The organism is Catenulispora sp. GAS73, from assembly GCF_041262085.1.
Lineage (GTDB): Bacteria > Actinomycetota > Actinomycetes > Streptomycetales > Catenulisporaceae > Catenulispora.
The window spans coordinates 417,787-437,558 of record NZ_JBGCCM010000001.1 but is presented as its reverse complement, the minus strand read 5'-3'; the positions used below and the strand labels follow the sequence as shown (position 1 = coordinate 437,558).

General features: G+C 70.8%; 18 protein-coding genes. 10 read left to right on the top strand and 8 right to left on the bottom strand.

Going from position 1 to position 19,772, the window contains the following annotated elements:
* The 4 genes from ABH935_RS01805 (at window position 1) to ABH935_RS01790 (ending at window position 3,615) form a co-directional block, all read left to right on the top strand.
* Window positions 1-1,563, top strand: coding sequence for a serine hydrolase (locus tag ABH935_RS01805; protein WP_370375972.1), 1,563 nt, complete (start codon window positions 1-3; stop codon window positions 1,561-1,563).
* A gap of 186 nt (window positions 1,564-1,749) precedes the next feature.
* Window positions 1,750-2,220: a hypothetical protein gene (locus ABH935_RS01800; RefSeq protein ID WP_370375971.1), complete on the top strand. Its 471-nt coding sequence runs from the start codon at window positions 1,750-1,752 to the stop codon at window positions 2,218-2,220.
* A 311-nt stretch (window positions 2,221-2,531) separates the two neighbouring features.
* Entirely contained in the window at window positions 2,532-3,098 is a 567-nt protein-coding gene (locus ABH935_RS01795; protein WP_370375970.1) for a hypothetical protein, read from the top strand.
* A gap of 1 nt (window position 3,099) precedes the next feature.
* Window positions 3,100-3,615, top strand: a complete 516-nt coding sequence (locus tag ABH935_RS01790; protein WP_370375969.1) for a hypothetical protein — start codon at window positions 3,100-3,102, stop codon at window positions 3,613-3,615.
* Window positions 3,616-3,645: 30 nt separating this feature from the next.
* Here ABH935_RS01790 and ABH935_RS01785 read toward each other — a convergent pair whose 3' ends face one another.
* From ABH935_RS01785 to ABH935_RS01775, 3 genes are all read right to left on the bottom strand, one after another.
* The gene (locus ABH935_RS01785) at window positions 3,646-4,371 is read right to left on the bottom strand and encodes an anti-sigma factor (protein ID WP_370375968.1); all 726 of its coding nucleotides are present in this window, start codon (window positions 4,369-4,371) and stop codon (window positions 3,646-3,648) included.
* Between the two features lie 171 nt (window positions 4,372-4,542).
* On the bottom strand, window positions 4,543-5,517 hold the full coding sequence (locus ABH935_RS01780; RefSeq protein WP_370375967.1) for a M56 family metallopeptidase: 975 nt from the start codon (window positions 5,515-5,517) through the stop codon (window positions 4,543-4,545).
* Complete coding sequence (locus ABH935_RS01775) at window positions 5,514-5,900, bottom strand: BlaI/MecI/CopY family transcriptional regulator (protein WP_370375966.1); 387 nt, start codon at window positions 5,898-5,900, stop codon at window positions 5,514-5,516. The genes ABH935_RS01780 and ABH935_RS01775 overlap by 4 nt, the downstream gene beginning before the upstream one ends.
* Before the next feature lie 156 nt (window positions 5,901-6,056).
* Here ABH935_RS01775 and ABH935_RS01770 point away from each other — a divergent pair, with 156 nt between their 5' ends.
* The 3 genes from ABH935_RS01770 to ABH935_RS01760 all read left to right on the top strand — a co-directional run bounded on the left by ABH935_RS01770 (window position 6,057) and on the right by ABH935_RS01760 (window position 8,534).
* Window positions 6,057-6,434, top strand: a complete 378-nt coding sequence (locus tag ABH935_RS01770; protein ID WP_370375965.1) for a hypothetical protein — start codon at window positions 6,057-6,059, stop codon at window positions 6,432-6,434.
* 8 nt (window positions 6,435-6,442) lie between these two features.
* The gene (locus ABH935_RS01765) at window positions 6,443-7,792 is read left to right on the top strand and encodes a hypothetical protein (protein ID WP_370375964.1); all 1,350 of its coding nucleotides are present in this window, start codon (window positions 6,443-6,445) and stop codon (window positions 7,790-7,792) included.
* A 103-nt stretch (window positions 7,793-7,895) separates the two neighbouring features.
* The gene (locus ABH935_RS01760) at window positions 7,896-8,534 is read left to right on the top strand and encodes a DUF3105 domain-containing protein (RefSeq protein ID WP_370375963.1); all 639 of its coding nucleotides are present in this window, start codon (window positions 7,896-7,898) and stop codon (window positions 8,532-8,534) included.
* 13 nt (window positions 8,535-8,547) lie between these two features.
* Here the strand turns inward: ABH935_RS01760 and ABH935_RS01755 are convergent, their stop codons facing one another.
* On the bottom strand, window positions 8,548-11,007 hold the full coding sequence (locus tag ABH935_RS01755; protein ID WP_370375962.1) for a penicillin acylase family protein: 2,460 nt from the start codon (window positions 11,005-11,007) through the stop codon (window positions 8,548-8,550).
* 450 nt (window positions 11,008-11,457) lie between these two features.
* On the opposite strand from ABH935_RS01755, the gene ABH935_RS01750 reads away from it, so the two are divergent.
* Window positions 11,458-13,020, top strand: a complete 1,563-nt coding sequence (locus ABH935_RS01750) for a DEAD/DEAH box helicase (RefSeq protein WP_370375961.1) — start codon at window positions 11,458-11,460, stop codon at window positions 13,018-13,020.
* Between the two features lie 102 nt (window positions 13,021-13,122).
* Here the strand turns inward: ABH935_RS01750 and ABH935_RS01745 are convergent, their stop codons facing one another.
* Window positions 13,123-13,869: a TetR/AcrR family transcriptional regulator gene (locus tag ABH935_RS01745; RefSeq protein WP_370375960.1), complete on the bottom strand. Its 747-nt coding sequence runs from the start codon at window positions 13,867-13,869 to the stop codon at window positions 13,123-13,125.
* A gap of 86 nt (window positions 13,870-13,955) precedes the next feature.
* Here ABH935_RS01745 and ABH935_RS01740 point away from each other — a divergent pair, with 86 nt between their 5' ends.
* Complete coding sequence (locus ABH935_RS01740; RefSeq protein ID WP_370375959.1) at window positions 13,956-14,813, top strand: NmrA family NAD(P)-binding protein; 858 nt, start codon at window positions 13,956-13,958, stop codon at window positions 14,811-14,813.
* 224 nt (window positions 14,814-15,037) lie between these two features.
* On the opposite strand, the gene ABH935_RS01735 is transcribed toward ABH935_RS01740, so the two are convergent.
* The gene (locus tag ABH935_RS01735; RefSeq protein WP_370375958.1) at window positions 15,038-16,294 is read right to left on the bottom strand and encodes a metallophosphoesterase; all 1,257 of its coding nucleotides are present in this window, start codon (window positions 16,292-16,294) and stop codon (window positions 15,038-15,040) included.
* Window positions 16,295-16,386: 92 nt separating this feature from the next.
* Here ABH935_RS01735 and ABH935_RS01730 point away from each other — a divergent pair, with 92 nt between their 5' ends.
* Window positions 16,387-17,859: a PLP-dependent aminotransferase family protein gene (locus ABH935_RS01730; RefSeq protein ID WP_370375957.1), complete on the top strand. Its 1,473-nt coding sequence runs from the start codon at window positions 16,387-16,389 to the stop codon at window positions 17,857-17,859.
* 53 nt (window positions 17,860-17,912) lie between these two features.
* Here ABH935_RS01730 and ABH935_RS01725 read toward each other — a convergent pair whose 3' ends face one another.
* Window positions 17,913-19,181, bottom strand: coding sequence for an MFS transporter (locus ABH935_RS01725; RefSeq protein WP_370375956.1), 1,269 nt, complete (start codon window positions 19,179-19,181; stop codon window positions 17,913-17,915).
* On the bottom strand, window positions 19,181-19,753 hold the full coding sequence (locus ABH935_RS01720; protein WP_370375955.1) for an ArsR/SmtB family transcription factor: 573 nt from the start codon (window positions 19,751-19,753) through the stop codon (window positions 19,181-19,183). Before ABH935_RS01720 ends, ABH935_RS01725 begins: the two co-directional genes overlap by 1 nt.
* Window positions 19,754-19,772: the final 19 nt, after the last annotated feature.

Here is a 19,772-nt window from a genome sequence, read left to right as displayed (position 1 = left end):
TTGTCCCACGAGTCAGGGGCCGCTGCCCACGACGAATTCCGTGACCTCCCGCGGAACCCGAGTGTCCGCCACCTGAAGCTTCAAGCGAAGCGTCGGCTGGCCGCCGGAGAGTTCACCACCCTGCACGATGCCCAGTTGGCCGTCGCCCGCGAGCACGGGATGCGCAGCTGGGCGGCACTCAAGCAGCACATCGAGGCCGCACAGGCTGGTCAGGTCGAAGAGGCCGAGCCCAGCCACGCACTCGACCAGGTGCGCTGGGTCCTTCAGCGCTACGCCACCTCCGACGGCGTACCGGGCTGGACCCCGCCCGCCACCAGCGAGCTGGCCGAACACTTCACCGAGCACTTCCTGGACCTGGTCCCACCGGAGACGCTGGCCACAACGCTTGTCGGTGTGGCGGCCAAGCTGCGGCAGGAGCTGGTTCCCGTCGGCGTCGAACCGGATCGCCTGCGCGCTCGCGTCGCGGACCTGCGGGTGGAGGCCACCACGGAGCAGGAGCCTCCGTACCGGCTCACCGGCCTGCGCATCTACCCCGACGGCGGAACCGTCACCGACACCCGCGTGGCCCGGCCACCGGCCGCGAGCCTCGGTGCGGTCCCCGAGGCGGTGCCCGGCCAGATCGACGAGTCCTCCGCCGAACTCGGTCTCGTCGGAGTGATCGCAGCCGGCGACTGGGGCACGGCGCCGACACCCATCCCTTGGGCGTACGCGCACGGTTGGGCCGACCTCGACCAGGGCGTGCCGCTGCGGCCCGAGCACCGCTTTCCGGCGCGCGCCATCACCAAGCTCATCACCTCCACCGCGGTGTTGCGCCTCGTGGAGCGTGGTGTCTTCGGCCTGGACGATCCGGTGAACGGCCGCCTGCGGTCGCTCCGGCTCGCCGATGACGCGGTCAGCGTCAGGGAACTGCTTTCGCATACCGGCGGCGTCGACAGCCCGGCGTCGATGTGGGCTGATTCCGTCGCTGATCCCGTTGCCGTGCTCGGGGAGGTCGTCGGCTGTTCCGGGCCACGTGAGGAGTTCGCCTACAGCAACGGCGGCTACGCGGTGCTCGGGCAGTTGATCGCCGACGTCACAGAGTCCTCCTTCGCGGAGGCGGTCACCGGACTGGTGCTCGAACCGCTGGGGATGGCCGACTCGTGGTTCCCGCAGGAGCCACCGACGCCGACCTCGACGGACATGGCCTCCGGCTACCGGCTGGCGCAGGACGGTACGTTCGTCCCCGAGCCGCTGCCGATGTTCACGCTCCAAGCCGCGGGTGGGCTGTGGTCCACCGGCGCGGATCTGGTCCGCTTCGGCTCCGCCTGGTCCACGCTGCTGCCCCGGGAGCTCGCGGACGAGGCGCTGCGGCCGCACGCTTCGCGCGATGAGGCGGGCGCGGAGATCGGGCTCGGCTGGCTGCTGCACTATCCGAAGCAGGTCGTCGGCCACGCCGGGAGCGGCCCCGGGGCGTCGGCCTCGCTGCTCGTGAGCCCGGACAGCGGGCGTACCAGCGTCGTGCTGACCAACCGGCTGACCACGGTCGAGGCGGTCAACGTCAAGCTGGTCCGGCCGCTGGCGTGAGCCGTGTGACAACGGTGCGTGACTGAGGATCGCGACTTGGGTTCGCGACCGAGGGCCGTCCGACCGGGCGGCCCTCGGTCCGTTCCTCGGGCCTGATTGAACTCGCGCCCCTGGGAAGCCGTTTTGGGCGGAAAGGGCGATTTGGCCATCACGGGCCGCCCTGAGTGAGTGCGCCGGAGGTGCGTCATGTCCCGTTCGGTTCTCGTCGGCGGCGGCCTTGCTGCCGTGGCTGTCCTGCTGGCCGCCTGCGGCGGATCGTCGAGTTCGTCACCTTCCCAGCCTGCGTCGCCGTCATCAGTGCCCGGCGCCTCCGTCTCTCTGAGCTCCACGCCGCTGGGCCAGGTCCTGGTCAACCCGCAGGGCTTCACCCTGTATCTGTTCCAGGCCGACACCGCCACCAAGTCGGCGTGCTCGGGAGCGTGCGCTGCCGTGTGGCCTCCGGCCACCGCCACCGGCACGCCGGTCGCGGGCTCCGGGCTCACCGCATCGCTGTTGACCACGGTGACCCGCGCCGACGGCACGAAGCAGCTGGAGTACAACGGTCACCTGCTCTACACCTACGCCGGGGACAGCGCCGCCGGGCAGACCACTGGCGAGGGCAACACCTCCTTCGGGGCCGGCTGGTTCGCTGTGAACGCTGCCGGTGACAAGGTCTGATCGCTCCGGGGGGGTACGGTCAGGCTGTCATCGAGGCCTGATTTCCTTGGTCGTCGGAGGTCGTCTTCCGGGAAGATCTACCAGGGTCTTGACCAGCGCGTCTCACCTAACGACCGGTGGCCTGCCGGCTGATGTAGTCGGTGAGCCGCATGGTGAAGGTGATCAGCCCGTGAGCTGATTGCGGACGGAGCCCTTCGGTGGTGAACCCGCGGACTGTTCGGGACGTTTTGCGAATGAAGACCCATTCACGGGCCGATGGATTGGCCGCATCGCATCAGGCGACGCGGTGGTTCCAGCGGAAGAAGTGCACCATGAACCGTCTCATCGCCGTCACAGCCGGTGTGGGCGCCGTCGCGGCGCTGGCCGTCGGGTGCGGAAGCTCCAGTAGCTCCAGTAGCTCCAGCAAAGCGTCGAGCACACCGTCAAGCGCTCCGTCATCCTCCAGCAGCACACCCGCGGCCTCGGCCGCGGTACACACGGAGAACTCCAAGTACGGCCAGATCCTGGTCGACGGCTCGGGCCGTACGCTCTACGTGCTGACGGCCGACAAGGGCTCGACGTCCAGCTGCTACAGCACCTGTGCCGGGATCTGGCCGCCGGACACCACGACGGGCATGCCGGCCAGCAGTGGGGTCACCGCCTCCCTGGTCGGCACGACCGCCAGGACCGACCACACCACGCAGGTCACCTACAACGGCCACCCCCTGTACACCTTCAGTCACGACGCCAAGGCGGGCGACGTGAACGGCGAGGGCGTCGCGACCTTCGGCGGCATCTGGTACGTCGTCGGCACCGACGGCAACGCCATCACCGCGGCTCCGTCCTCGACGCCGTCCGCGCCCGCGCCGAGTACGTCCGGGGGCGGCTACAACTACTGACATGCAGCACCGCTCGCCTCCGCCGCAGCCCGCCGCGCGCCTCGTCGCGTCGGCGGCTGTGGCGGTGGCGCTTGCGGGGGTGCTGCTCGCGTCCGGGTGCGCGTCGCAGACCAGCGGGCGGTCCGCGCCTGACGGCCGCGCCTCAGCAGCGCGCTACCTCGCCATCGCGAATGCCGGAAACCAGCGCCTCGAAATCGACTTCGACCATCTGGACGGACCTGACCGAGGCGATCTGTCCGCTGCGCAGGCCGATCTCCGCGACGCCTCGGCCACCGAGCACCTCTTCGATCAGAGCCTTCAAGCCATCACGTTCCCGCCACCGACCGAGGCGGTCGCCAAGTCGCTGTTCGCGGTCAACGAGGCGCGCGCCGACCTGACAGCGACGGCGGCGCGCGTCACCTCGCTAGCCGGCCTGGCCGGATACGAGAAGCAACTGACGGCCGCCAACGTCCCCGTGGAGAACGCCGTCAAAATGATCCGCCAGCAGCTCGGCCTGCCGCCGCCCCCGCCGAGCTGACCTGCGACAGGCTGCCCAGCTCCGGGGGCGTCAGCCTGCGGGGACGATCAGATCGATCCCCGGCGCGACGGCGACGTCGAAGTGGTCGATCGAGGATGCCGGTAACGCGACGGCGGCGGGCACCGTCACGGTCCCGCCTTGCGGGCCGGAGGACCAGGTGGAGGCGGCTTCGGCGCGTCCGTCCTTGGTGACCGCGGTCAGCGTGCAGGTGTAGTCGGCCGGGACGTGGCTCATCGTCACCTGGATCGAGGTGCCCCAGGCCTCGGGGTGGAACCGGATCGAGGCGGTGATGCCGTATAAGCCGGTGGCCGCGACGGCGCGCGTACCCGGCGGCGTGCCGGAATTGCCGCCGCCCTGGCCGCCGAGCAGGAAGCCGCCGATCCCGGCGGTGCTCGCCAGCACCGCGCCGGCCGCCGCCAGTCCGAGGCGGCGTCGGGGCTGGCGGGGTTGGCGGTGGTGGCGGCGATTCGGCGCCTGGCCGGTCGGCTGAGGTGCCCGGTCCGGCGCGGCGTCGCGAGCGGACCATGCGGCGAGCGCCGACGTGGCGCGGGCGTGGTCGAGCACCATGCGCACTTCGACCAGCTCGTCGTACTCCTTCTGACACGGGAGGCAGTCCCGCAGATGCTTGCGCACCTGCTGCGAATCGGCCTCGTCCAGAGCGCCGAGCACATATGCGCCCAGGGATATCCGCAGATCCTCCTGCTCGCAGTGTCCCTCCTGCCGCGGCACGCCGGGCCTGCCGTTGATCGTGTTCATGGCTCGAACCCGCGGTGGTCAGGAGTCAATGTGGCCATCGCCTCTGCCACCTCCCAACCTGGAGTCGCGATCGCAACGTCCGCACTGTGGACACGGTTGGCAGGCGGTTCCGGTTCGATCTCCGCCGCCGAAGTCGTCCCACGAAGCCGCAGTCGCAGCCGCCGCGGTAAGTCAGCGCAACGGGCAGGTGTGGGCACTCAGCGGGCAGTAGTTCATGCTGGCCACGGCGAACGCGGGCTCGGCCGCGAGGACGAACGGCACCACGATCAGTGCCAGCGCCGCGACCAGGCCGAGCCGGGAGCCCCAGCGCGGCAGCGGACGCCGGCCGTCGATCAGGCGGCGGATCCGGTCGCCCACATCACCGCCGGCGGCCAGCGCGGCGACCGGAGCGACCGGGGCACCGGCGCCGGCCATCGACAGCAGTGCCTCGGCCAGCGTGAGCTCGTCAGTGCTCGCACACGCGGCGTCGTCGGCGGCCAACTCCACCAGCCGCCGGGTCTCGGAGTCCGCGGCGGCGAACAGGCCGATGCGGGGGAAGGCGGCGGTCATCGCGCCGGCGAAGGCCAGCGCCAGGTGATGGCGTCCGCGTACGTGTGCGCGCTCGTGGGCGATCACCGCGACCAGCTCGCTCGGCCCCAGCTTCGCCAGCGCCGCCGAGGTCAGCACGATGCGATGCCCGCGTCCGGGCAGGCAGTACGCGGCCGGGCGGCCGTCGGGGACCACCGACACCCCGGTGTCGCCGTGCACCGCCCCGACCAGGGCCAGGGTCCGCCGGTGCCGCGTGCGCTCGCGGCGGGCCGAGGCCAGGCTCCCGCCCAGACACCACAGCAGCCGCGCGGCCACGGCCGCGGCGAGCCCGGCGCCGGTGGCGCTGACCGCGGCCCCGCCCGGCGTGGCGTACTGCGCACGAAGCGCCATCCCGCATGCCTTCAGCAGCGTCGCGAGGTCGCCGCTGATCCGCATCGTCGGGACCGCCAGTGCCAATCCGGCCAGCAGCACCGAGGCCACCACCGCCGCGCACAGCGCCTGCCAGGCGGCGATCGCCAGGCGCGGCGCGCGGGTGGTCCAGGCCGCGCGGGTCATCAGGCGCGGCCCGGCCACCGCGAGCACCGCGGCGTAGGCGGCGAGTATCAGCGCGATCTTCACGAGGCTCCGCCGCTCCTGGCGGCGGCCAGCGCGGTGCGCAGCTCCTCGGCCTCGGCCGGGTCCATCTGCTCGACCAGCTTGACCAGGGTGGCGGTGCGATTCGCGCCGGACTCGAAGACCTGATCGATCAGGGAGGCGGCGTAGTCCTCGCGGGAGTGCACGGCGCTGTAGCGGAACGCCCGGCCGTCGCGGGCCCGGGTCAGCCAGCCTTTCCGATGCAGGATCTCCATCACTGTCTGCACCGAGTTGTAGGCGATCGGCCGCTGCTCGTTGATGGCGTCGCGGACCTCCCGGACCAGCACCGCGCCGTCGGCGGACCAGACGAAGTCCATGATCTCGGACTCCAGCTCGCCGAAGCCGCGTACTGTCTCGCCGAGCGCCATCCCACCACCTCCGCGGTGTCCTAACCGACTTAGAACTACGGCCACGATAGCGCGCCGACCATGGGACGGGTGTTGGCGCGCGGGCGCGTGTACCGTATTCTCCCAACCTACTTAGGTGGATTGGAGATTGGTCCGCCGCGACCCCGAGGAGTCTCCATGGCCCGTCGTCGATCCCGGGCGATAGCGCTGGCGGCGGTCGCCGTCGGCGCCTTCGGAATCGCCGCGTGCTCCTCGGCCAAATCGACTCCCACGGCGGCGGCCGGCGGCGCCGGTCCCGTGCGGATCGCCGTACAGATCGCGCACCACAAGGTCACGCCTACCGACGCGGTCCACGACGTCCACCTCGGCGACGAGGTCGTGCTCACCGTGACCAGCGACGCCGACGACGAGGTCCACCTGCACGGCTACGACAAGGAGATCGAGATCGCCGCCGGGAAGCCGGGAACCATCGATTTCACCGCGAACCTGCCCGGGATCTTCGAGGTCGAGACGCACAAGTCGAACCTGCAGCTGCTGCAGATCGAAGTGAAGTGAGCGCGGCGATGCCGACGGACATAGCCCCGCCGAACGTCGTCATCCTGGCCCACGGCGTCGGCGGACGCCGAGACCTCCCGATCCCGTTCAACTCCGTCCTGGTCGGGGGAGGGCTCGCCGTGGCGGTGTCCTTCGCGGCGCTGCTGGTGCTGTGGCCGACGCCGAAGCTGCGGGGCGCGGGGGCCGGGCGGGCATTGCCGGGCTGGGCCACGATGGCGGTCGACGCCCCGGAGACCCGGTGGCTGCTGCGCGGACTGGGACTGCTGCTCGGCGGGTTCACCGCGGTCGCGGCGCTGTTCGGCCGCGTCGACGACCTCAATCCGACCGCCACCTTCGTCTTCGTCGTGTTCTGGGTCGGCCTGGTGCCCGCCTCGCTGTTGCTCGGCCCGATCTGGCGGCAGCTCAATCCGCTGCGCACGGTGCATCTGGCGATCTCCGCCGTGCTGCGCCGTGATCCGGATCAAGGATTCGCCGAGCTTCCGGCCAGCGTCGGCTACTACCCGGCCGCGGTGGGGCTGCTGGCGTTCACCTGGCTGGAGTTGGCCGGCCCGAACCGGGACGATCCGCGCGTGCTCGCGCTGTGGTTCGGCATCTACGGCATCGTCCACGTGAGTGCGGCGACGGTATTCGGTGCCGGGTGGTTCGATCGCTGCGACGCCTTCGAGGCCTATTCGACGTTGATCGGACGCCTGGCCCCGATCGGCCGGCGCGACGATGGCCGGATCGTGGTGCGCAATCCGCTGGACGGACTGGCTTCGCTGGAAGCCGCGCCGGGGTTGGTGGCGATCGTCTCGGTGATGCTCGGCTCGACCGCCTTCGACGGGGCCTCGGCCTCCCCGGCCTGGGCCGCGCACGTCCAGTCCGGGCCGCTGGGCGTGACGTGGGCGAACACGCTCGGGCTGGTCGCGGTCGTGGCCTTCGTCGCGGCCAGCTTCAGCGCGGTCATGTATCTGTCGACCCGGCTGGCCGGCGCCGGCGATGTGCCCGGGCGCGCGGCGGCCGGACGGTTCGCGCACTCGTTGATCCCCATCGCGGCCGGCTACGTCATCGCGCACTACTTCTCGCTCCTGGTCTTCAACGGCCAGCAGGCCCTGATCCTCGCCTCCGATCCGCTCGTGGACGGCGCGAACCTGTTCGGCACTGCCGGGCACGTCGTCGACTACCGCCTGATCAGCCTGAGCACGATCTCCCTGGTCCAGGTCGCCGGGGTGGTGATCGGCCATATCATCGGCACCGTGTCCGCGCACGACCGGGCCGCCGAGCTGTTCCCCAAGTCCCTGGTCCGCAGCCAGTTGCCGCTGCTGGCCCTCATGGTCGGCTACACCCTCGGCGGCCTGGCGCTGCTGTTCTCCGCTTGAGCCGCAGGCGGGCGTAGCCGCAGTCAGTACCCATCCACTAATCTTCTTAGGAGATTAGGTAATCGGCCGCGACCTTGATGCGGCCCGGCCGTTAGGAGCAGGCATGGCCTCCGGGAAGAACGCCAACAGCAGGGCCAAGAGCGCCGCCGCGGCCCGCGAACGCGTGGCCGCCGCTCAGGCCGAGGCGAAGCGCAAGGCCCGCCGCGGCAAGATGATCTTCCGTGGGATCCTGGCCCTGCTGCTGGCCGGCATCGTCGGCACCATCACCGCCGTCGTCCTGGCCTCGCAGGCCTCGGCGGACATAGCCGGGGTCAAATCCTTCAGCGGGCTGAGCCGCAACCACGTCACCACCCCGGTGACCTACCCGCAGACCCCGCCGGTCGGCGGCGACCACGCCCCGGTCTGGCTCAACTGCGGCGTCTACACCGCGCCGGTCGCCAACGAGAACGCCGTCCACGCCATGGAGCACGGCGCCGTCTGGGTCACCTACCAGCCCGGCATCGGCGCCGGCCAGATCGCCACCCTTTCCGCCGACGTCCACGGCAAGGCCTACACCGTCCTGAGCCCGTACCCGACCCAGCCCTCGCCGATCACCGTGACCGCCTGGGGCAAGCAGCTCAACGTCGACTCAGCCACCGACCCCCGGATCGCCAAGTTCATCAGCAAGTACATGCAGGGCCCGCAGACCCCGGAGCCCGGCGCCGCCTGCACAGGCGGCACCGGGACCCCGAGCGGCTCTTGATGCTTGAGCGGCGTCACCCGATCAGAATCGTGCTCCGCAGCTGCGGATCGGCGTAGATCTCAGCCTCGGAGAACCGCTCCGTGACCCACTGCTTGTGGGAGAAGAGGACCGTCTGGTCGGTGTAGTGCGGTGACGAAGGGTTCGACGACTCGGAGTAGGTGAGGATGGTCCGGGCGTGCGGGCCGGACGGGGTCAGCTCGACGGTCATGATGAAGCTGGATCCGAAGGCGCCGTCGGCGACCGAGGAGTTCTGGCCCGAGTCGGGGGACGCCCCGACCACGTCGAAGCAGCCCTCCTCGTCGGAGCAGCCGTTCAGCGGGACGCCGTCCCATTGGTGGACGTCGCCGGGCGTGGCGTCCACCGGGATCTTCCTGGCCGTGAACTGCTGCACAGTGTCGGCCAGTGCGTGCCGCACGTTCGGGTCGTCGGCGACGAACCCGCCGGGAGTCGTGACCGGGTGCGCCGGGTCGAAGGGCACCTGCCACCACGTCTGCTGGTTGAAGCTGTTGGCGAGCTGCGTGAAGAAGGCCTGCCACAGCGCGCCACCGTGGCTCCCGGCGTCGCCGCGGCCGTCCCAGGCCGCGAGCGCCGAGCAGGCGGCGCCGACGTCCACGCGAGTGCCGTCGTCGGCGGTCAGGACGGGGTTCGCCTCGCACATCGCGACCACCGCGTCGCGGGCCAGCTCCGCGCTGAGGTTGCGGTCGTTGAGCTCGACGGTCTGCAGATCGCTCAGGGTGAATCCCGGCGCGCCCAGGCCGTCGGTGCCGGCCAGCCGCTGGCCGATCATGGTCAGTCCGAGCCGGGTCCGCAGGGAGCGCGGGGTGCCGGTGTCGCCGTAGATGGCGGGGTAGCCGGTGATCAGCGCCGCCGGGTTGGTGAGCCACGCGCTGTCGTTGGAGTTGGCGACGTAGTCGCCGCGGGTCAGCTGCGGGTAGCGGGACGGCCCGAAGATGCCGGGCGTGATGGCGTCGGGGTCGGTGCCCCAGGCGCAGGCCGAGGTGGAGCCGTCCATGATGAACCTCTCCGGGAACGCCTGCCGGCCCGCCGGGGTGTCGATGCAGCGCGCGGCTTCGGCGTCGGTGACGTTCGGGACCACGCCGGCGTCGCCGTAGAAGGCGGTGCCGCTGGAGTCCGTCGCGATGGTGTTGATGAACGGAATGGCCTGATACGTGTCCTGCGCCTTGTGGAGCTGGTCGAGGTTCTGCGAGGTGTCCATCGCCAGCCACTCGTTCATCGAGCGGAGGTTGTCGGCGTTGGCGTCGTCGAGGGCGACGGCGCTCGTGGCGGTCCAGCCGTTGGCGAGTACGGGGCCGTACTTCGTGCCGTAGAGGGTGCGGACGACGGTCGAGAGCTTTCCGTCGGTGCCGCGCACAGTGACGGACACCTTCTGCCGCGTCATCGGCACCACCTTGCCGTCGACCAGGTAGCTGGTCGGGTCACCCGGGGCCAGGGTCAGCTGGTAGAGGGTGAAGCGGTTCGCCGTCGACACCGTGTGGGTCCAGGCCAAGCCGTTGGTGTGGCCGATCTCGACCACCGGCGAGCCGTAGAGGCTGGCGCCGGTGACGTCGATCTTGCCGGGGATCGTCAGCTGGACTTGATAGAAGCGGGCGTAGCCGGCCCAGGGATAGTGCGGGTTGGCGAGCAGCATCCCGTCGTGGCCGGCGGTGGCGTCCTTGCCGAGGGCCCAGCCGTTGCTGCCCAGGCTCTTGTTCTCGGTCTGCGTGGTGCTGGAAAGGAGTGCCGACAGTGATGGAGCGGCGGACGTCGCCGTCGTCCCGGCGGTCGTCCCCGCGGCCGGCGGAGCAGCGTCGGCGATGGGGGCCTTGAAGTGCGCGGTTCCGGTGATCCTGTCCACGTCGAGGATGTTGTCCCACAGGTCCGTCGCGGTGATCGGGCGCACCCACGCCTGCCCGCGGCAGGTGGCGTCGGGCAGATTGGCCACGCCGGTGGCCCGCAGGTAGCGGTTGTAGCCGGCGACGTAGCCGTCGACCATCTGGCGCACCTGCGCCGTCGGGCCGAGCGGTGCGGGCTGGGCCAGCAGGCGCTGCACGAGGCCGGACTGCCGCACGCTCTGGTAGTAGAGGTCGCTTTGCAGGTTGGTGGTCCGGCCGGCGAGGGGATCGGCCACGATCGCGGTCGGCCCGAGGAACTGGGATCGGTCGCCGCTCACCGTCAGCATCCGGTCGGCCATGACGCAGATGTTGTCCTGGGCGAACGCGTAGCCGTAGCCGTAGCCGAGGCTGGGGTAGTCGCCGGCGAGGATGTGCGGGATGCCGTATTCGGTTCTGCGGATGTCGACCGCGAAGTGGATGCCGCCGGCGGACGGCGCGGCGAGAGTGGTCGTCGTGGTGGTCGTGGCCGGAGGACTGGCGGCCGACGCGGATACCGGGGCTGAGGCAAGGGTTCCCGCGACGACGGCCACCGCGGCGAGCGCGGCCGCCATTCGTTTGGTGCGCAAAGGGTTACCGGTCATGATCAGTACGTTATGCCGGTATCAGTGGCGTGACATCCGCCCGGGGGAGGGGTGTCGGAGTGGATCATCCGCCTCGGGGATGAGCCCCCCGGGATGAGTGCACTGATGTACTCGCGCGTCCTCGCTCGCACTGGCTCGCGCCCGCTCCGCACGCGTTGTCGAGGTCTTGTCTGAGGGTGCGCTCTCATCAGGACCTGGACTGCTATACTTGAACCTGTTGCGGTTGTGGTTCCAGAAACCTGTGTGCACCTACCGGTTGGAGACGATAGGTGCACTTCATTTGTGCCGACGCCATTTGGCCCCGCTGCCGTGGGTGTGCACCGACCGTAGGTGACGTGCCGAACGGTTCCACCGTCCACGCCCCACGTCTTTCCGGCTCGTTCGCGTGACCCCTCTGCGGTCCAGTGCGGCCCGGCGTCCTAGTGCCACGTGCCTCTTGAAGAAGGTTTTATGACCCGCTCCAACCGTTCCAGTCGTCCCAACCGCTCCTCCGAGCGCGATTTCAAGCAGAACGCCGGCTCAGGCTCGCGCCTGTCCGGATCCAGCTCCAGCTCCGGTTCCGGCTACCGTTCCGGCGGCGGCGGCCGTCGCGGCGGGAATCCGGCCTCCGGCCGCCAGGGGTCGTCCTCGACCAGCGAGTTCGCGCTCCCGGTCACCGTCACCCCCGCGCTGCCCGCCGTCGAAGACTTCAGCGAGCTGGAGATGCCGCAGGCGCTGCTCGCCACCCTGACCCGCCAGGGGGTCCTCACCCCGTTCCCGATCCAGGCCGCGACGTTGCCGAACGCGCTGGCCGGGCGGGACGTGCTGGGCCGCGGCCGGACCGGCTCCGGCAAGACCATCGCCTTCGGCCTGGCCCTGCTGGCGCGTACCGCCGGGCGCCGGGCCGAGCCCCGCCAGCCGCTGGCGCTCGTCCTGGTCCCCACGCGGGAGCTGGCGCAGCAGGTCACCGAGGCGCTGACGCCCTACGCCGACGCGGTCAAGGTCCGGATGGCGACCGTCGTCGGCGGGATGTCGATCGGCCGTCAGGCCCAGGCGCTGCGCAACGGCGTGGAGGTCGTCGTGGCCACCCCCGGACGCCTGAAGGACCTGATCCAGCGCGGCGACTGCCACCTGGACCAGGTCACCGTCACCGTCCTGGACGAGGCGGACCAGATGGCCGACATGGGCTTCCTGCCCGACGTCACCGAACTCCTCGACCAGGTCGCCCCCGGCGGGCAGACGATGCTCTTCTCGGCCACCCTGGACCGCAACATCGACCGCCTGGTCCGCCGCTTCCTCACCGACCCGGTCACGCACTCGGTGGACCCTTCGGCCGCCAGCATCAACACCATGGAGCACCACCTGGTGCACGTGCAGCCCGGCGACAAGAACGCCACGGTCGCGCACATCGCCTCCCGCGACGGCGGCCTGATCATGTTCACCGACACCCGCCACGGCGCCGACCGCCTGGTCCGGGACCTGCTGGCCAACGGCGTGAAGGCGGCGGCACTGCACGGCGGCAAGTCCCAGCCCCAGCGCAACCGCACCCTCACCCAGTTCCGCAACGGCCAGGTCACAGCGCTGATCGCCACCAACGTCGCCGCCCGCGGCATCCACATCGAGGGCCTGGACCTGGTGGTCAACATCGATCCCCCGACCGACCACAAGGACTACCTCCACCGCGGCGGCCGCACCGCCCGCGCCGGCGAGTCCGGCACCGTGGTCACCCTGGTCCTCCCCACCCAACGCCGCGACATGACCCGCATGATGGCCGCCGCCGGCATCACCCCCCACACCGCCCACACCCAGCCCGGCGACGCCGAATTGGCCCGCATCACCGGCGCCAAGGTCCCCACCGGCATCCCGGTCACGATCCCCGACCCGGTGGTTGAGCGCCCGCGGCGTACCGGCTCCGGCGGCGCGAATGGCTCGGGCCGCAGCCGCCGGGGGCGGCCTGCGCATGGGAGCCGTGGCGCGCAGGGGAATCCCGGGGCCCGCGGTCAGCAGCCTCGGCGGGCTCGGGGCGCTGCTTAGAACGGCGCGAGACGGGCTGCGTCGGCGGCCCGCGGTACCGCTGTGCGAGACGGCGACCTGTAGAACAACAGGCCGACCGCACTCGCACAGCACACTGACCCCCTACCCCTCCGCATCGACGACGCGCCCGAGCCAGTCCCCGAACAGCGCCCGCTCGTGGGGCGTGAACATCACGAGGTCCGGCAGCGCGGCGCGTAGCGTGACCGCCGCGGTGGCCGGAGCCGCCGGCGCGGCGGCGTGCTCGCCAGTGCGCTCGCCGGTGTGCTCGCCGGTCAAGATGGTCGCGCACACCCCCTCCCAGGCCAGGTCCGCGAGCGATTCGTCCCGCGTCTCCGCGGGCTGGTCGATGAGCGTGAACACGACGCCCGTGCCCGCCGCGTGGATCAGATCCACGGCGCGCTGCTCGGGCACGCGCAGGCGTCCGGCGCGGGCGACCCGCGTCACCCGCTGTCGCAGCACGTTGGCACCGGCCTCGATGGCCTCGACGGCGGATCGGCCGTCGGGCGTCCGCATCGCCGTGTGGATGAGCCGGAACAGGGCCGGGTTCGCCAGGCCGAAGCCGATGTGCAGGTTCCATCCGGCGTGCAGCCCCTCGACCGGATCGTCGTCCGCGTCGACGGGGTGCTTCTGCGCGACGTAGTTCGCGAAGCCGTTCTCGGCCACCGCCTCCAGCAGCCCGTTCTTGTCACCGAACAGGCGGTAGATCGTCGGCGCCTGGACGCCCGCCGCCAGCGCGACCGAGCGGGTGGTCACCGCTTCGGGGCCCTGGGCGGCGAGCAGCCCCGCGGCGACGTCGACCAGTCGGGCACGGACGGCGTCGCGCGAGGGCGGCACACCGGGATCGCTCATGTTTCCCATGATAACGCAAGGTTGTTATCGGCGATTTATCGATGATAACGTCAAGCGCGGATCACCGATAACACCTGGAGGCGACCATGCTTGTCATCACCGGAGCCACCGGCGCGCTCAACGGCGCCACCGTCGACCACCTTCTGGAGCGCGTACCCGCGGAGGAGATCACCGTCGCCGTGCGCGACGTCGCCAAGGCCGAACGGTTCGCCCAGCGCGGCGTCGCGGTGCGCCACTGCGACTACGCCGACCCGGCCTCCCTGCCCGCCGCCTTCGACGGCGCCGACCAACTCCTGCTCGTGTCGACCAACGACCCGACCGCCGACGCCGTGAGCCTGCACCGCACCGCGATCGACGCCGCCGTCGCCGCGGGCGTCGGCCGCATCCTCTACACCAGCCACCAAGCCGCCGCCCTCGGCAGCCCCTTCGGCCCCGGCCACGACCACGCCGTGACCGAGCAACTGCTCGCCGACTCGGGCCTGCCCTGGACCTCGCTGCGCAACGGCTTCTACGCCCACAGCCTCACCTGGCTCGCCGGCCCGTGGCGCGAGACCGGCGTCATCGCCGTGCCCGGCGACGGACCAGTGTCCTGGACGGCGCGCGAAGACGCCGCCGAGGCAGCAGCCGTCATCATCGCCTCCGACGGCGCGTACGACGGCCCGACGACCCTGACCGCGAGCGCCGCACCGACCTTCCAGGAGATCGCCGCCACCGCCTCGGAGCTGACCGGCCGCACCATCGAGTGCGTGGCCGTGGACGAGAACGAGTGGGCCGCCGCGCAGATCGACCACGGCACGCCGGAGGTCATGGCGCGCCTCCTGCTCGGGTTCTACCGGGCAGCGCAGCAGGGGTGCTTCGCCGGCGTCGACCCGCTTCTCGGCAAGCTCCTCGGCCGGGAACCGCGAACGGCGCGCGACTTTCTCGCCGAGACGCCCGCCGGATAGGCGGCGGCTTCTGCAGAGCTGCATGCCGTAGCCGCGTCCGATGTTGATGGAGAGCGTCTTCGCAGCGCCGGCGATCCGATCCGCTGCCGCGCTCGGCGACGCGGACGAAGTGGCGGAGATGGTCCGGTGGCCGGTGCGAGCGCGGTTCCGGGCGCTGTTCCGGAAGACTCGCACTCACACCGGCTTGGTCGACGTCGACTTCCCCGTCTTGGTGTCGGCCTCGGTCAGCCGAGCTGCGCCCCGTCGGTGAGCGCGCCGAACTCCTCGGTGGACAGCATGCGGGGCTCGCCGACCTTGAGGTGGAGCCGGTCGGCGGTGGCGTTGCCGTTGATGCGGTACTTGACGCTGTCGGCGACCAGGTAGGTCTCGCCGTTCGCGCTGCCGATGTAGCCGGCCTGGATGGCGCCGCCGTCTTCGAGGTCGTCGACGTTGACCTCGTCGATGCCCTCCCAGTCGCTGAAGATGTTCACGTAGGACGGTTCGTCCAGCGCGCGCCGCTTGCCGTCGAGGATGACGTAGACCATGGGGTTGTCCGCCGCCTTGATGCGAGTGCCGTTCTCAGCCATGTGCCGGTTCCTTCCGCACGAGTCTGCTAGCTCTGACGCCCCCCGTTGGATGCTAGGTAGGCGCGGCGGGGGGCACGCGCGGGCGTAGGCCGATGGGATGATCCGCAGCCCTGCTGGTGTGGCCGAGGCGAGGTCTGCCTCTCGAAGCAGTCGGACCCGTACCGTGTCCCCCGAAAGGCGGTACTCGACGAGGCCGTTGCAGCGCAGCCCGAGATTCCAGGTCGCGGTACCGGCGGGTACGGGCCCGAGCGCCGGCGCGCCGACGAGCAGGGCGCCGTGGCTGTGGAGGACTACGTGCTCGTGCAGGTGTCCGGAGCCGATCAGTTTCAGGGTGCCCGACACGACCAGAGCGCGCAGACGACGGCGTGACGTCACCCCGATCGACTTGTTGACGTGCAGGTCCTCGTCGAGGGAGTTGATCGCAGGAGGCTTGTGCATGAACAGCCCGATCGGACGGCCGTCCGCCTCCAGAAGGCGTTGCTCCAACCACTCCCACTGCTCGGCCTCCTCGGCGGCGAGACGGTTGTCGAACAGCAGCGAGTTCAGCCCGATCAGCTGCCACCCGCCGATGGCGACCGACCACCGGTCCGGGCCGAAGTGCCGCCGGAACCGCGCCAGCCGTTCGGCGCTGGCCAGGCCTCGGAACGGGTCGGGGGTGCTGTCGCCGATGTCGTGGTTGCCCGGGACGATCCGCCACGGAGCAGTGAGCCGGCGCATCTGGAACGCGGCGAACTCGTGGTCCCGATCGCTGTCCGGGTCGTCGTGCACGACGTCGCCGGTGTGGATGACGAGGTCGGGGCGGGTCTTCTCGATGTAGCGCACTGCTGCTGTCCACATCTCGGTACTCGCGGCGAAATCAGGGGACAGATGCGTATCGGACACGTGCAGGATCGTCGTCTGGCTGGGCAGGTTCATGACTCGGCTCCTGGCGATGGCGATGGAGATAGGGTCGGGATCGTCGGGCAAACGCAGGCTAAGCAGCTGGCCGGTGTCCACTGGAGCCAGAATTGGATTCTTCGCGTGCCGTTCACGGCAACGAGATACCGGCGCTTTTGGGGGAGTGGCGCAACGGCGCCGGCTCGCTCGCGCAGCGCCTGGCCGACGCCGTCGAAGACGCCGTAGAGCGCGGGGAACTGCTTGAGAGCTGGGTGCTGCCCTCGGAGCGGAATCTGGCAGCGGCGTTGGATATCAGCCGCAGCACGACGGCGCGCGGTATGGAAATGCTGGCTAAGCGCGGCGTCGTCCGTCGTGTCCAGGGTGCCGGTACCTTCGTCGCGGGCCGGTCTGGCGCAGCGGCCGGTGCAGCGGCCAGCGCGGCAACCCGAGCGCGGCTGCCGCGCGGGCTGCGTGGGAAGTACCGGCTGGGGAGCGACACCGACCCGGGCGTCGCCGCCGCCACCTTCCCCGACGCCACAGGCCTGCCGCGCGAGGCCTTGACCCTCAACGCGGACGATCTGCTCTCCGCACAGCCGAGCGGCGCCACACCGGGCAGCGGCTACGCCATCGCAGGCCTCGATGCCACGCGGGTGGCCGTCGCCGCGTCACTGAGCGCGAACGGCCTGCCGACCACGCCGGAAGGGCTCGTGCTGACCACGGGAGCCACCCAGTCGCTCTCGCTGGCGTTCGAGATGCTGCTTTCCCCCGACGACGTCGTCATCGTCGAATCGCCGACGTACCCGACCACCCTGGAACTGCTGCGCCGCACCGGCGCGCGCATCGTGCCGATCCGCACCGGAGACGGCACCGTCGGCGCCGACGCGCTCGTGCGCCTGGCACGCAAGACGCGCGCGACGATGGCCGTGGTCATGGCCACCTGCAACGTCGCGACCGGCCGCAGCCTCACCGACGCCGACCGCTCCCTGCTGGTCCGCCTGGCGCAGAGCGGCGTCGCCGTGGTCGACGACCGCACCCTCGCGGACTACCACCCGACCCCGGCCCCCGTTCCCGTCGCGGCGCTCGCCGAGCACCGGAACATCATCACGGTCGGGTCGTTCAACAAGATCTACTGGGGCGGGCTGAAGATGGGCTGGATCCGCCTGCACCCGAGCCTCGTGGAGACCCTGGTGCGCATCAAGTCACGAACAGACGCCGGATCGTCGGTGCCCAGCCAGATCCTGCTCACCAAGCTGCTGCCGCACCACGGCCACATCGTCGCGCACCGCCAGTCCGAGACGAGGCGCCGCACGCATCTCGCCTCGGCGTTCCTGCACGACGAACTGCCCGACTGGCGCGACGAGGCCGCGGGCATCGGCCCATCCCAGTGGATCCGACTACCGCTGCGCGACACCGCCGAGTTCGTCGGCTTCGCACACGCGCACGGCACGACAGTCGGCTACGGCGGCCTCTACCGCAGCGACGGGCGCCCCTCGGCACACCTCCGCATGACCCTGACCTCCGGCGATGACGAGATCATGGCTGCCCTGCGCAACCTTCGCGACGTCTGGTCGGCCTTCCACGCCAGCCACAGCCGCCGCCGCTAGAAAGGGAGTTATTGGGTCCATACAGATCGGCTGTTCGTCGTCATACGGGCCGGCTATTCGGCGGCGGTGACGGCGTCGGCGGCGGCCGGCCGGCCAGGCGCGCGCCGGATGGCCGGACTGAGGGTGCCGACGATCGCCGTGGCGAGCATGAGGACCGTGATCGAAACGGTGCTGCCGGCCGGGCCCGTGGCGGTGAGGAGATAGCCGGCCGTGGCGGAGGCCAGGGGGATCGTGCCGGCGGTGACGGTCATGGCGGCGCTGGCGACGCGCCCCCTGAGCTCGTCGGGGACGAGGGTGGTGAGGGCCGAGATGATCACGACGTTCCAGATCGGGCCGAGGAACGCGCTGGCGGCGCCGATCGCGCCGAGCAGCAGGGGGTTCGTGGTGAGGAGGAACAGCGGCAGCAGGGCTGCCCAGATCCAGTTCGTGGCGACGATCACCGTCGTGGGGGTGAGGCGGCGGTGCATGCGCGGTGCGGCCAGTGCGCCGAGCATGCCGCCGGCGCCGTAGACGCCGAACATCAGACCGATCTCGGCCGAGGTGGCGCCGTGGCTCCGAGCGAGCACGACGAGGATGAGGGCCAGCGCCTGGAAGACCATGTTGCTCACGGCGATGAGCAGGAGAGCGGTGCGCATCAGCGGGTGACGCCATATCCAGCCGAGTCCCTGCGCGGTTTCGCGCCAGAGTGACTGCGGCGCAGCGGTTCGTGCGGGACGCAGGTCGGCGCGGACGAAGAGCAGGGCGGTGGCGGCCGCGAGGGAGGACAGGGCGTCCGCGACGAAGGGCAGAGCGCGGCCGAAACCGAACAGCGCACCGCCGAGCGGCGGGCCGAGGAGACCGGCGGCGCGTGACTTCGCCTCGTTCTGCGCGATCGCGTCGCCGAGCTGCGCTGCGGGAACGATCGAAGGCAGCACCGCGTGCTCGGCACTGCCGAAGAACACGGCACAGCAGCGTTGGACGACGACCGCCGCCGCGACGATCAGAAGACTGACATGCCTGAGAACGAGCGCGAACGGGATGGCGAGGAGCGCGAGCCCGGTGACGGATTCGCAGACGGTCATGACGCGCAGCCTGTTCCAGCGATCGACCAGCGCTCCGGCCGGCAGCTGTATCAGGAGCGCGGGCAGGGCGGTCGCGGCGCCGATCAGCCCGGCGTCCGTCGCAGAGCCCGTGGTCGCGAGCACGAGCAGCGGGAGCGCCGTGGCGCTGCCGGCGGTGCCGAGCGTCGAGACGATCTGGCCGCTCCACAGGGCCAGGAAGTCGCGGTTGCGCCACAGGGACACGCGTTCGGCGGGCATCTCGCCGGTGCTCAGGGCCGTCATCAGGGCGCCGGCGTCTCGTCGGGGGTGGGGAAGGCATGGAACACGACGGTGATCGGTCGGCTCTCGGGCGCTCCTTCGGTGGGAGCACGGTGCCAGCGGTTGAGCAGCGCGATGTACTCCTCGCCGAACGCGGCGAGCTCTTCGGCGCTCAGCGTGGTGGAACCGAACGAATGCATCGCGGCCGGTGCGAAGGCACCGAAGGCGTCGCGGTTGTGCAGGTACGCGTCGAGTTCGGCCGCGGCTCTGCCCATCCACTGACGACCCACGGCCTCGGCCGCCGCCGCGAGCTCCGCGTTCCGCGGGTCGCGGGGAAGCCGGATGTCCTGCGGTACCGATCGCCAGTATTTGCGCCTGCCCGCCGACAGCGAGGCATCCTCGCGGATGAACCCGTAGCGGGCGAGTTGGCGCAGGTGGTAGCTGGTCGCCCCGCGGTCGGCGCCGAATTCGACCGAGAGCTCCGCGCTCGTGGCCGGGCCATGGCGTTGCAGCCGCGTGAGCATGCGCTGGCGCAGCGGATGGGCGAGCGCTTTGAGCGTGTCGATGGAAAGTTCGGGCGGCTGGGCCTGCGACATGATGAGAAGATACCTATGC

Excerpts from the sequence above, each read along its gene's own strand:
- ABH935_RS01800 (WP_370375971.1), top strand. The coding sequence starts at position 1,750 with ATGTCCCGTTCGGTTCTCGTCGGCGGCGGCCTTGCTGCCGTGGCTGTC.
- ABH935_RS01795 (WP_370375970.1), top strand. The coding sequence starts at position 2,532 with ATGAACCGTCTCATCGCCGTCACAGCCGGTGTGGGCGCCGTCGCGGCG.
- ABH935_RS01790 (WP_370375969.1), top strand. The coding sequence starts at position 3,100 with ATGCAGCACCGCTCGCCTCCGCCGCAGCCCGCCGCGCGCCTCGTCGCG.
- ABH935_RS01785 (WP_370375968.1), bottom strand. The coding sequence starts at position 4,371 with ATGAACACGATCAACGGCAGGCCCGGCGTGCCGCGGCAGGAGGGACAC.
- ABH935_RS01775 (WP_370375966.1), bottom strand. The coding sequence starts at position 5,900 with ATGGCGCTCGGCGAGACAGTACGCGGCTTCGGCGAGCTGGAGTCCGAG.
- ABH935_RS01770 (WP_370375965.1), top strand. The coding sequence starts at position 6,057 with ATGGCCCGTCGTCGATCCCGGGCGATAGCGCTGGCGGCGGTCGCCGTC.
- ABH935_RS01765 (WP_370375964.1), top strand. The coding sequence starts at position 6,443 with ATGCCGACGGACATAGCCCCGCCGAACGTCGTCATCCTGGCCCACGGC.
- ABH935_RS01760 (WP_370375963.1), top strand. The coding sequence starts at position 7,896 with ATGGCCTCCGGGAAGAACGCCAACAGCAGGGCCAAGAGCGCCGCCGCG.
- ABH935_RS01755 (WP_370375962.1), bottom strand. The coding sequence starts at position 11,007 with ATGACCGGTAACCCTTTGCGCACCAAACGAATGGCGGCCGCGCTCGCC.
- ABH935_RS01750 (WP_370375961.1), top strand. The coding sequence starts at position 11,458 with ATGACCCGCTCCAACCGTTCCAGTCGTCCCAACCGCTCCTCCGAGCGC.
- ABH935_RS01745 (WP_370375960.1), bottom strand. The coding sequence starts at position 13,869 with ATGAGCGATCCCGGTGTGCCGCCCTCGCGCGACGCCGTCCGTGCCCGA.
- ABH935_RS01740 (WP_370375959.1), top strand. The coding sequence starts at position 13,956 with ATGCTTGTCATCACCGGAGCCACCGGCGCGCTCAACGGCGCCACCGTC.
- ABH935_RS01735 (WP_370375958.1), bottom strand. The coding sequence starts at position 16,294 with ATGAACCTGCCCAGCCAGACGACGATCCTGCACGTGTCCGATACGCAT.
- ABH935_RS01725 (WP_370375956.1), bottom strand. The coding sequence starts at position 19,181 with ATGACGGCCCTGAGCACCGGCGAGATGCCCGCCGAACGCGTGTCCCTG.
- ABH935_RS01720 (WP_370375955.1), bottom strand. The coding sequence starts at position 19,753 with ATGTCGCAGGCCCAGCCGCCCGAACTTTCCATCGACACGCTCAAAGCG.